Source organism: Ursidibacter sp. B-7004-1, from assembly GCF_053654055.1.
The window spans coordinates 22936-35601 of sequence record NZ_JBSIUP010000001.1; the positions used below are offsets into that span (position 1 = coordinate 22936).

General features: G+C 37.7%; 9 protein-coding genes. 3 read left to right on the forward strand and 6 right to left on the reverse strand.

The window, feature by feature from the left end; all coding sequences use genetic code 11:
* Positions 1-7: 7 nt before the first annotated feature.
* The gene (dusA, locus tag ACWIW0_RS00095; RefSeq protein ID WP_454451694.1) at positions 8-982 is read right to left on the reverse strand and encodes a tRNA dihydrouridine(20/20a) synthase DusA; all 975 of its coding nucleotides are present in this window, start codon (positions 980-982) and stop codon (positions 8-10) included.
* A gap of 242 nt (positions 983-1224) precedes the next feature.
* On the opposite strand from dusA, the gene ACWIW0_RS00100 reads away from it, so the two are divergent.
* Positions 1225-3207 (forward strand): site-specific recombinase, encoded by a 1983-nt coding sequence (locus ACWIW0_RS00100; RefSeq protein WP_454451695.1) that lies wholly within the window; start codon positions 1225-1227, stop codon positions 3205-3207.
* A gap of 155 nt (positions 3208-3362) precedes the next feature.
* Here ACWIW0_RS00100 and ACWIW0_RS00105 read toward each other — a convergent pair whose 3' ends face one another.
* The 3 genes from ACWIW0_RS00105 to zipA form a co-directional block, all read right to left on the reverse strand.
* Positions 3363-3869 carry a DUF2301 domain-containing membrane protein gene (locus tag ACWIW0_RS00105; RefSeq protein WP_454451696.1) on the reverse strand — a complete coding sequence of 169 codons (507 nt, stop codon included), beginning with the start codon at positions 3867-3869 and terminating at the stop codon, positions 3363-3365.
* Between the two features lies 1 nt (position 3870).
* Positions 3871-5889, reverse strand: a complete 2019-nt coding sequence (ligA, locus tag ACWIW0_RS00110; RefSeq protein ID WP_454451697.1) for an NAD-dependent DNA ligase LigA — start codon at positions 5887-5889, stop codon at positions 3871-3873.
* 63 nt (positions 5890-5952) lie between these two features.
* On the reverse strand, positions 5953-6780 hold the full coding sequence (gene zipA, locus ACWIW0_RS00115) for a cell division protein ZipA (RefSeq protein WP_454451698.1): 828 nt from the start codon (positions 6778-6780) through the stop codon (positions 5953-5955).
* Positions 6781-6892: 112 nt separating this feature from the next.
* Between zipA and cysZ the strand changes: the two genes are divergently transcribed.
* Both cysZ and ACWIW0_RS00125 read left to right on the forward strand, forming a co-directional pair.
* Positions 6893-7744, forward strand: coding sequence for a sulfate transporter CysZ (gene cysZ / locus ACWIW0_RS00120; protein WP_454451699.1), 852 nt, complete (start codon positions 6893-6895; stop codon positions 7742-7744).
* Between the two features lie 43 nt (positions 7745-7787).
* The gene (locus ACWIW0_RS00125) at positions 7788-8279 is read left to right on the forward strand and encodes a CreA family protein (RefSeq protein ID WP_454451700.1); all 492 of its coding nucleotides are present in this window, start codon (positions 7788-7790) and stop codon (positions 8277-8279) included.
* Positions 8280-8286: 7 nt separating this feature from the next.
* Here the strand turns inward: ACWIW0_RS00125 and ACWIW0_RS00130 are convergent, their stop codons facing one another.
* Positions 8287-9141: a hypothetical protein gene (locus ACWIW0_RS00130; protein WP_454451701.1), complete on the reverse strand. Its 855-nt coding sequence runs from the start codon at positions 9139-9141 to the stop codon at positions 8287-8289.
* Positions 9142-9240: 99 nt separating this feature from the next.
* Positions 9241-12420, reverse strand: coding sequence for a YadA-like family protein (locus ACWIW0_RS00135; protein ID WP_454451702.1), 3180 nt, complete (start codon positions 12418-12420; stop codon positions 9241-9243).
* Positions 12421-12666: the final 246 nt, after the last annotated feature.

Here is a 12666-nt window from a genome sequence, read left to right on the forward strand (position 1 = left end):
TAACATACTAGTTCGTTTCGACAAAACTCAACGCCTGTTGAACCACTTCCACGCCTGCTCCTTGTTTGCAGGCGTTTTCACTTAAATGGCGGCGCCATTGTCTTGCCCCTTTGCAGTTTTGAAATGCACCAAGAATATGGCGAGCAATATGATTGAGATAAACCCCTTGATTGAGCTGTTGTTCTATATATGGCAACATCTTTTCTACTGCTTGTTTGGCGGTAATTATTGGTGCATTTTCATCAAATAAAGCACGATCGATCTCACCTAATAAACTTGGGTTTTGATAGGCTTCACGCCCCACCATTACACCATCAACATATTCAAGATGCTGTTTAATTTCATCAATGGTTTTAATTCCCCCGTTGATACTGATTTTTAGGTGGGAGAAATCTCGTTTAAGCTGATAAACACGCTCATAGTCAAGCGGTGGGATTTCTCGATTTTCTTTCGGGCTTAACCCTGATAGCCACGCTTTACGGGCGTGAACAATAAAGTCATTACAATAAGGTTGGATTTTCTCAATAAATTCACATAAAAATTCGTAACTATCTAGCTCATCAATCCCAATGCGATGTTTTACTGTAACAGGAATGGACACTTGTTGCTGCATTGCTGAAACACATTGTGCGACTAAATCCGCATTGCCCATTAAGCAAGCACCGAACATTCCATTTTGTACTCGATCTGACGGGCAACCGACATTCAGATTGATCTCCGCATAGCCTCGTTCTGCGACTAATTTGGCACATTGTGCTAACTGAGCAGGATCGCTCCCACCAAGTTGTAAAGCCACAGGATTTTCAGCAGGATCATAAGCAAGTAAATCATACTTGGCGTGCAAAATAGCAGGGGCAGTAATCATTTCGCTATAAAGCAAACTATGTTGCGTAAATTGTCGATGAAAATAGCGACAGTGGCGAGTTGTCCAGTCAAGCATTGGTGCAACAGAAAAACGCCCACGATAATAATTTTGTTTCATTTATTCTTTCCATAAAGTAAGCGGTAAGATTGGTGGAAAGTTTTGCAAAAAAACGCAGTGATCTTACCGCTTGTTGTCTTTTATTATGGGGAAATAATACTATAAAAGACGTATTTTTTATAGAATGATACTTTCACCACCTTATGTAAATTTTGCTAGATTAAGCAACTTTTAGTATTCTTGGTAATCAGACTAAACTTTGGAAAATAATTTGATATAAAAATAAATAGGAGAACTCCGTTTTGTCAGGAAAACAATTTACTGAGATAACCGCACTTACACTTTTTATTGAACAGAAATTAACAGAAAACGATACATTTGGATTATTAAATGAATTGTGCGAGTGGTTACGAGAAAATCAAGGAAAAGACGCACAACAACGCTTATATTTTCTGATTAAATTATTAAAACAGAATAGAGGGTTAGGCGAAAAATTAGCCAGTCAGTTTTGTCGTTGGTTATGTGGAATGCGTTTATATCCGTTATTTATTAGTCGTGGTATTTTGGCTCGTGGTGGATTTGGTCGAGAAATGCGAGTGCGATTATATGAACGGATTAACCCATCATTTAAAGATGCAAGAGATCTACGGGACATATTTGTACTGCTGTTTAATGATAAAGACGATGCAAAATGGCTCAATACCGTTCCTATGCAGTACTGGGACGCTTTACTTAACCTATTACGCCGTTATGCTACACCACACGAGCGAGAAACGGTGAGTAATCATATGCGTTATGAGGGGTTGTATGCAATTGAAATGCTAGCGATTTGGATTGCAGCAGAAGAGATGGAACCTGAATTAATGCGTTTAGAGCCAGGTTTGCTTGATGCAGATAGCCCTCTTGTTGCTTTACAGCGTGAAGTCGCTAACTGGGTGGAAAGTCGCCGTAAGAATGAAATTTACGATAGTAGCCATCTGGAAGTAATGTTTGTTCAGTGCCAAGAGTTGATTGAACGTTTACAGAAAAAGGGGGCAACTACAGGTTCTTCATTAGGTGTGGCACATTTATTGGAGCGATTAAGCCAAACCTTAGAGCGATTGGCAATGTTGATGGACGTGTTTGCATCTAACCGTTTTTTACCACGCCGAATTTTAGTTTTAACAGGGACATTAGCGGTAGCATCAGCAGATCAACACAGTGTTTCAAGCCTATGGAAACAGAGTGTCAAAATGCTTTCTCGTAGCATTACACAAAATACCAGCGACCACGGTGAGCATTATATTACTCGAAATGCTAAAGAGTATTGGGAAATGTTTTCATCGGCAGCAGGGGGAGGTGTACTGATTGCATTTATTGCTCTAATTAAAATTTATATCGGTAATAGTGTCGATGATAAGGTTCTTAAAAGTATTTTAGAAGCCTTAAATTATAGCTTCGGTTTTATTGTGATTTTTATGTTGCATTTCTCCGTTGCAACCAAACAACCAGCAATGACAGCGGCTCGTTTTGCGGAAGCGGTACAGAAAAATCCTCAAGGACGATCTGTCGATATGCAATTAGCCCAATTACTCATTGACGTATTTCGCTCACAAAGTGTTGCGGTTTTAGGTAATGTGTCCGTTGCATTATTACTATCCGCAGTAATTGCGATTGGCTATGAGCATTATTTCGGCTCTGCTTTCTTAAGTGCAGAACAGATTGCCTATCAGCTACACAGTATTGATATTACACAAGGAACATTATGGTTTGCTGCTATTGCTGGGGTGTGGTTATTCTGTGCAGGGATTATTTCAGGATTTTTTGATAATCGTTGTAACTACCTTAATTTAAGAATGCGTTTAAGAGAACACCCCGTATTAAAACGCATAATGCCATCAGGAATACGTAGCAAATTTGCAGATTATATGCACGATAATTATGGCTCAATAATGGGGAATTTCTGTTTCGGTTTACTACTGGGTCTAACGGGGCTAGTGGGCTATTTAACTGGGCTACCACTAGATATCCGCCACGTTGCACTTTCTTCTGCTAATTTAGGCTATGCCACTGTGAGTGGTGATCTCTCAATGGCAATTTTTTGGCAAAGCCTTGCCTTTGTATTAACGATTGGTTTAGTAAACCTAATTGTGAGCTTCTCATTAACGTTATGGGTAGCATTACGTTCACTTGATGCCGAAGTAAATAGTTGGCGTAAAATTGCAGGCTGTGTATGGGAAATCTTAAAGCAACGTCCATTGAGTTTGATTTTACCAGTACAGCTGGATAAACCTCAGAAACAATGAAGCAGTAATAAAATATAAGGGGCGATACGCCCTTTTCAGATTATTAACGAACTTATTTAGTGTAGGGTGGGCTAAAGCCCACCCTACAGATTTTATGTTCTTTTGAAGTTTGTCATCAGTCTGTAAGGGGCGATACGCCCTTTTTTAATAATTATTCAAATCTGATATTTCTGCTTATCACCAATATCAAAATGTAACGGCATTCGCCATTTTTGAATAGAGAGTAGCAGTAGGAGCAAGCTACAAATTAACGCAAGTATGTGGCTAAGTTCTTGCCAGTTAAAGAGTAAGCTCAACCATAGGAGCAGGAGTAAGATAGGCTGAAAATTAAGCCCAATAATACGAAAACAGAAATACTCTTTGTAGCATAGCCCTGCTATAACAGCAAATACCGCACCGAGTGCTAATTCTTTAAATCCGAAGATTTGGCAGAGTAGTCCAAGCCATATCACAAATTGAAAAGTTAAGCGGATAGATTTTAGGTATAAATGGAGCGATGAGGCGAGCATCGTTCCTGCAACTAGTAAGCCGTATTGTGCTATTTCAGGATAAAACGGTATTCCCCCAATCATTGTTGTAGCAATACAAAAGCCTAAACGGTAAAGGATTACCGTTAGGTAATCCCAAAAATCCATCGGCGATTGAATATGTGGATCTGCCATCTTATAGCCCCACCAAATTAACTAAATCTTGCTCAGTTAGAATTTTTACACCAAGTTCCTGTGCTTTCGCTAATTTTGAACCTGCTTTTTCACCAGCAATAAGGTAATCCGTTTTACTTGAAACACTCCCCGATACTTTACAGCCTAAATTCTGTAAAATTTCTTTTGCTTGATCTCGGGTTAATTGTGTCAATGTGCCTGTTAATACAACGGTTTTATCTTTTAACGGATTATCTGCAACTTCTTGTTGAACCACATCTTGCCAGTTCACGCCTTGTGCAATCAAATCTTCCACTACGCTAACATTATGTGGTTCTTGCCAGAATTGATAAAGGCGATTAGCCACGACTTCACCGACATCTTGAACTTCTCGAAGCTGTTCTAAATTCGCATTGCGGATAGCGGTGAGATTACCAAAATGTTTTGCAAGATTTTGAGCAGTCGATTCGCCGACATCACGAATGCCTAAAGCAAATAGAAAGCGTGCAAGGGTGGTATTTTTGGCTTTTTCAATACTGGTCAAAGCATTATAGGCAGATTTTTCACCCATTCGTTCTAAACGCATTAAGGTAATCTGATCCAGTTTGAAAAGATCGGCAGGGGTGTGAATAAGCTCACGTTCCATTAGTTGCTCGATCAGCTTTTCACCTACGCCATCAATATCCATTGCCTTACGAGAAACAAAGTGTTTTAAGGCTTCTTTGCGTTGAGCGCCACAGAATAACCCACCCGTACAACGAGCAACAGCTTCACCATCAACACGCACAACGGCAGATTGACAGACAGGACAAGCGGTCGGAAACTCAATTTTTTTTGCTGATTCAGGACGGCGATCAGCAACAACACCTATAATTTGCGGAATGACATCGCCTGCTCGGCGAATGATAACGGTATCGCCAATCGCAATGCCAAGACGCTCAATTTCATCACCGTTATGTAAAGTTGCATTACTTACTGTTACCCCTGCAACAAAAACGGGTTCTAATTTTGCCACAGGGGTAATTGCTCCTGTTCTTCCCACTTGAAATTCCACATCTTTCAAAATAGTCATCTCTTCTTGAGCAGGGAATTTATACGCAATTGCCCAACGTGGTGCTTTAGAGATAAAACCAAGTTGTTCTTGTAGTGCAATATCGTTTACTTTTAAGACTGTTCCATCAATATCGTAGCCAAGTGAGCTACGTTTTTGTTGAATATGTTGATAGAACGCCAGTAGCTGTTCACGTCCTTGAGCTAATTTAATTTCGCTATTAACGGGAATACCAAGGCTTTTTAGCCATTGCAAGCGTTCAAAATGGCTACTTGGAAGTTGATCATCACTTTCATAAACACCGATACTGTACGCATTCAGTACTAGTGGACGCTGGCTAGTAATTTTCGGGTCAAGCTGACGTAGCGAACCAGCTGCCGCATTGCGTGGATTAGCAAAAGTTTTTTCTCCTTTTGCCAATGCACGTTCATTCAGTTGTTCAAAGCCTTGCTGTGGCATAAAAACTTCACCCCGTACTTCTAAACGAGCAGGTGGATTAGGTGTATTTAATTTCAGCGGAATATTGCGGATAGTACGAATGTTTGCAGTAATATCTTCACCAGTGCTTCCATCTCCCCTTGTTGCGGCTTGGGTTAAAATACCATTTACATAGAGAATACTGACTGCTAAACCGTCTAATTTTGGTTCACAGCAAAATTCAAGTTGCTGGCTCTTGACGGGAATACGATCTTCAATTCGGCGTAAGAAACCATCAAGATCGTCCTTACTAAAGGCGTTGTCTAAAGAGAGCATTGGGATCTCGTGGGTGATCTGTGCAAAGCCATCAAGGGGTTTTGCTCCCACTCGCTGAGTTGGCGAGTCAGTGGTAATCAAATCGGGATATTGCCACTCTAGGCTTTTTAGCTCATTCATTAAGCGATCATATTCGGCATCGGGAACAAGCGGGTTATCTAAAACGTGGTAGTGATATTCGTATTGGCGTAACGTTTCTTTAAGTTGATCTAATTGTTGCTTGATTTGTGTTGTCATAGGTAAATTATCTTGATAAAAAAGACCGCTTACAAGCGGTCAGATTTTGGGAAAAGATTGCAATTATTTTGCTACTTTTAATAAATATTGCTCACGAGAATAATCATCAAAAATTTCTCGTTCTTCATTTAATACAAAACCATTCACAGATTGAGCAAAACTTTCTACGGTACGGATCATCAAGCGTAGATTAACTAAATCATTACCTGCTGACGGTAGGTGCATAAAGAAAACTAGCCCTACGGTACTAAATTGGTCCATCTTCGCCAAATCAAAAACACCTGGTTGCATCATATTCGCCACACTAAATAGCACAGGGCTAGCACTGTTATCTAAATGACGGTGGAAAATTTGATATTCACCATATTGGAAACCTAAAGCATCAAGTTGTTGAGCAATCACATCGCCACGAAATTGCTGACCTTCAGCAGCAACCACATAAAGTGTAATAATTTGTGGTTGTGTAGTAGCAGGAGCAGGCTCTTCTAATTGAACTGATTGTATATTTTCAGTGCTATTAACTTGAATACTGATTGGACGATCTTCTTGCGGTAAGGTTTGTGAAAAAGTAGGTTGCCCTACTGCAACTTGTTCACTAGGTTGATTTGGTAAGCTGATTTTTATCTCTTTCACTTCTTGCTGAATTTGCTCAAAATCATTCTGATTCGGTGCAAGTGAATTGCCTTGTAAATGCGGATCAATGCTTGTGGACTGTAATGTCTGTGGAATTTCACTTTGGAGCGTATTGTTTATTGGTGTTGATGGCGGACGAGTAGAAAACGTATTCGAGAAAATACGTGACTTCTCACGGCGTGCAGACCATAAGCTGTATCCAACTAAGATTGCAATTAACAATCCAGCTAAAATAAAGAAAAGAATAGACGTTTCCATAGAGTCCTCTTAGTAAAAAAATAAGTGAAATTAGAATTTCACTCTTTACGAAAACAGAGTGCATAGCTTACCATATTTCTTTTCAAAAATTGAGAAATTAAGTGAGGTAATAATGTCTTCTCCATTTGAATCGCCAGAAAGCCAAGCTGGAGCTGGTTTTCACTATTTTATTTATGGCTGGCGACTATTGCTACAACGTCAATTAATGCCTTTTGTGGTATTACCTGTCATTATCAACACCATTTTAATGGTAGGCTTAATTTGGTTATTTTTTGCAAATATTGGTGGATTACTTGATGCAATGTTGCCTTCTTGGCTAGAGTGGCTTAGTTTTATTTTAATTCCACTTATTTTTTTGATGATTATTGTGCTGTTCTATTTTGCTTTTACTACATTAGCAAACTTTATTGCTGCTCCTTTTAATGCTCTACTGGCGGAAAAAGTGGAACAACAACTTACAGGTGAAAAGCTAACAGAAATGAGTATGGCAGAATTATTGAAAGATGTGCCTAGAATGTTAAAACGAGAATGGCAAAAAATGTGGTACAGCATTCCACGTTTGCTTGCCTTATTTTTACTAGGATTCGTGCCTGTGCTTGGGCAAACGATTGTGCCTGTACTCACTTTTATGTTTGGTGCGTGGTTATTAGCGATTCAATATTGTGATTATCCGTTTGATAATCACAAAATTAGTTTTGCTCGTATGCGAAATGCACTTGGGCAACGCCGTATAATGAATTTTACTTTTGGCTCATTAGTCAGTTTATTTATGATGGTACCATTTTTAAATTTAGTCGCAATGCCTGTGGCGGTTTGTGGGGCATCGGCAATGTGGGTTAAAGAGTATCGAAATTTCTTATTAGGCAAAACATCAGGTGAGTTTGATAATGCTGATTTTTCGGGTAAACCACAAAGTACCACAGTGAGTACAGAAACTCGCAATGGTAATATCACAAAGCCTTAATAAGCGGTGAGATAAGTAGATTTTTTTACAAGAGGAAATAAAAATGAAAGTACAACTAAAAGGAGTAATATTCGCTTTAGGGCTAGGTTTTTTGGCAAATACAAGCGTTCAAGCCAGTGATGATTTAATTCGATTAGGATCGGTTTCAACGAAGTGGAATGCGTTAGGCAAAAATGATCGTATTGAAGTTGTTGGGTTTCAGGATAAAGATCTAAATGTTACTTGCTATCTTTCTTACGCTGAAAAAGGCGGATTAAAGGAAGTTGTTGGTTTAGAAGAAGATACATCCGATGGTTCTATTCACTGTGTACAAACAGGTAATATTTCAGATGACGATTTGAATAAAGCGGCGAAGAAAGGGCAGAAAGAACAGGTATTTAAACGTAAAACATCTTTGCTCTTTAAATCAATGCAAGTTGTCCGCTTTATTGATTTTGAAAATAAAGCGGTAGTTTATCTTAACTATTCTGATCGAGTTATTGAAGGCTCTCCGAAAAATTCTATTTCGGTGGTGAAAGTTAGTAGCAGTTATTAGGGTGTAGCTAATTGGTTTTAATGATTTCAACTTTTTGGTTATTTTTGGTTGTGATGGTAATTGACTTAGGTGGAGACTTTTTACGGTGTAATATGGCTACAATATTACCTAATTTAGCAATATCTTCAAAATTACCATCAATCTGATAATCTTCAACATTGATATTATGTTCAAAGACTAAAAATGTATTTAGTTTTGTACTTCTGATATTATCTAATTGAATAATCTCCTTATTATTTACAGTGTATAATGGTGCTTTTCTTTTATATTTTGCGATAAGTTTCTCATCTTGACTTAATAAAACGAATTTCTTCATCTTACTTTCTTGTTCTTGGATATATTTTTCCTTATCATTCAAATTATTTTCTTCTGGTTTTTTATTATCTTCAGATTGTGGGTGAATTGCAGAAGTTTCTAGATTTTCGAGCTGGTTTATATTTTTTTCTGAGTTTTCTTTATTATTTTCTAGATTTTTAGAAAAATCGAAATCCCCAATAAATTGTGGAGCAATGAGAGATTTTACATTTTTATTAACCAATGCCAATGTTGGTTTATCATTCATTAAATCAATAATTACTTTTTGTTTATCCATTTGCTTGTTAATACTATTTATTAAATCTTGCAATGAAGCGTTATTATCTTGATAAACAGATATTTTTAATAGTGGATCTGCTTGATAGTTATAGTACGCAATATTTAATTTGTATGCTAATTGTTGTAAAAAATCACCAATGTGACCGCTATAATCAATCTCAACTCTAGCTGTAGTATATCTTGTAATTTCTGTTTTATCTGTAGCTAAACTGTTGGAAGTTAAAAAACTAATAATAAATAAAAATAGAAATTTCTTTGATGTTTTCATTGTTTATGCTCTGAATAATTTTAAATGTCATTATTAATAAATTATCTTTAAATAGGGTGTACTGAATACACCCTATAGATTTTATTTTTTATATTTAAGCTACCAAGCAAATCCTATACCAGCACCAACAGACATATTATCTTTATCGGAAACGCTACCATTTAATTTAATAATAACTTTTCCGTTGTCGCTAACACTGCTTAAACCAACAGCTAATGCATTTGCACCTTTGTAATTACCAGTGCCTACAGAGAATACGTTTTGCGACGGAGCATAGGCTTGTGGCATACTTGCTACAGCAATAGCATTTGCAGTACCTGCTTTCGCAGTTTTATCTACTTGGTTAATGCGTTTATCTACTTGGTTAATTCGCCCATCTACTTGGTCAATACGGTTATTTACTTGCCCGATAGCCTGATCTAACTGGCCTTTATTCACTGCATCAGTAGCATTAACACCAGCAGCAACACCTACTAAGCGGCGAGATTCTGCATTTTTATTGCGGAAATCTACTTCAGTGCCGCCTGTGGTTTTACCCACAGTAATAGGATTATTATTTACAGGGGAAGTTGATGGTTCTTGCTTAACCAGTATAACTGGCTCTGGTGCAGGTGTCGGCACAGGCGTTGGTGCAGGCACCACTGGGTTAGGCGTTGTTGGCATATCTGCTCTTGGTATAGCTGCAATGGCTTCTTTTAATTGCCATACGGTTACTACATCTGTGTCACTTTCCCCTGCCGCAACGTGGGTAATTTTACGTAAATTCCCTTCCGAGCCTACTGAAAATTCTCCTGCTGCTCCTTTCCCTTGTGGAACCGCTTTTGTTCTATCACCACCTAATGGGGCGTTATAGTTATCTTTCGCACCGCTAGAAGTAGTAGATCCTGCTCCAATAGCAACGCTGTTTGTATGTTTAACAGTCGCACCATCACCAATAGCAACGCCTTTATCTGCATTTTGAGCAACTTGTGCCGAGTTGCCTAAGGCAATCGCCGAAACTGCATTAACAGTAGCATTATGTCCAATAGCAATAGCATTTGTTTGAGTGGCTGTTGCTGATGTACCAATCGCAATTGAATCATTTCCTGATGCAAAGGCTTGGTGACCCTGTGCGTAAGAATTTGTGCCTAGGTTAGCAAAACCAGATTTTGCCAAATCATCTTGTGCTTTAGCCAAGGCTGCTTCAGCTGCACGTTTGTCATCTTCTAAACGCTGTTTTTCTGCCTCACGTTGTTGTTTTTCTTGCTCTGCATTTGCAATATTTTGAGCATTCTCTTGTTCTTCAGCAGTCAATTGGTTATTGGCAATATCTTGATTGATTTTAGCTAATGCTTTTTCAGCTTCATCTTTGGCTTTTTGGGCATTTTCGTAATTGGTGACTAATTTGTTAAGCTCCGTATTAAATCCTTTAACAATGCCACTTTCAGGATCATAAACTCTTAGCTCTTCATTTAGCCCCTTAAGGATTTTATCAGCTTCATCTTTACCAAATTCTAGGTACTCTCTGGCTTGGTCTTCATTGAGTTTTAGCTTAATACCTGCAAGGTAATTGCTCATATCTGTTGAGCCTTGGATTACCTCTTGTTTAATCTGTAGTAACTGACGGCTTTTTTCATCTACTACGGTTTGATCTCCGCCATTTTCTTTTTTACGCTCAGCGATAATATCTTCATATAATGATACAACACGCTCAATTTTATCGTAATAAGCCATAACTTTTTCCAGTTTCGGCTTATAGTCGTTTAGATCAATCGCTGATTTGTCAAAATTCCAGTCGATTGCCTCTTTATATTGTTTTAGATATGAATTGAATGTTTTAAACGAGCTGATATCTGAGCTATTTAAAAAGTCGTTGATTTCTGTACCTGTGCCAGCGATTTTATCTATCATAAAGAGAGTAGCATCAGCACCCATTGGTAAAATAGTATGGTTATCATCCTTGTGCTTAAATCCAAAACGCACACCTTTTAACAGTGAGTAGTTATCATAATGTGCTTGGTTATACTCATTGATAAAATCAGATGATAAATTTGATTTGTTGCCCTCTATTGAGTAGTACACATCAGTCAATTCAAAATTTAGCCTTTCACCAGTGGTGTCATCTTTTATCCAAGAGCCTTCCATGTCATCTGTGAAAATTGCTGTAAAGACACCCTGATCTTCAGATTTTTTTATCGATGCCCTTTGAAGTATGGCGGTATTTTTTATTTCAGCTGTCGGCTGTTGTCTGATTCGATCAAATGAATAAGCCGAAAAATTCTCTAAATTGATATAGTCAGGGAGTTGAATAGATTCGTGGTAACCATATTTTCCAAGCAATGCGTGCAAAGGAGAGTTATAAGAAGGACCATTATTCATCTCGACTTCGGTGGGTAGGTTGTAGTCAAAGTCAGGTAAATAATTAGTGTTATTATTTTGATTGTTATAATAACTATCAATCAATCTACTATTGTCGTGTTTAAAGAATGAAATTCGATCGCCAAGATCTTTTAACTCTTGTTGTAATCTTTCTCTACTACCTGAAATTTGCCCCTCTCTTCTTTTATAGTCTGCAATTAAGGTGGCGTACTCATCTACGGTAAAATTAGACAGATTGCTGAGTTTACCATCAACATTTTGTTTTAAATTGTTAGCAAGTTCTTGCTCAGCTTTGTTTGAAGACCATTCTAAATTGACTAACAGATCAAATATAGATATATATCTATCTCGCTCACCATTCTTACGTAATGGATCAAGCTGAGTATTTAATGTATTCACTTCGGTTGTTTTATCACCGATAAATGCTTCTTTTTCTGTTTTTTGATTATCTAAGTCTGCTAGCTTTCTTTCTTTTTCTTGAATATGTGGAATTAACGATTCATACCCCTTTAAGCGAGCATTTACAATATCAATTTCAGTATTTTTGCCAGCGATCTCAGTATTTTTTTGAGTAATCGCTTTTGTACTCTTATCAATCTCATTTAAAACTTGATCGTATTTTTGTTTTTCAGCTTTAAATGAATCACGATTTAAGTTTTTCCCTGTTGCAACCGCCTGAGAACCTGTCGCAATACCATTTGTTGAAGTGGCAATGCTATCTTGACCTATAGCAACACTATTTGTGCCTGTTGTAACACCTAGATGAGAAACTGTTTGTGCTTGGGTATAAGCAGAAAGAAAAAGAGAAGAAAAAAGAGAAAAACTTGCTGCAAGTTTAAAATGATGAGCTAAGCTATTGCTGTGCTGTGCTGTGCTGTGCTGTGCTGTGCTGTGCTGTGCTGTGCTGTGCTGTGCTGTCAATAAGAATCTTCATTTGATATTCCTTAAAAGTAAAAATGTATAAAAGGCAAAAATTAGGTATAAATTATATTATGAAGTATAAAGAACTACAATAAAGTTTTAATTCAGTTTATTGTTTTATATTCGAGCTGTTTGTGTCTAATAAAATACGGTTAGCTTTTTAGGGCTAACCGTATCAGACTGCTGGCAAACCTATAGATATCGTGCTAGAGATTTGATCTAATAGACATACCAAAAGGAGATTCC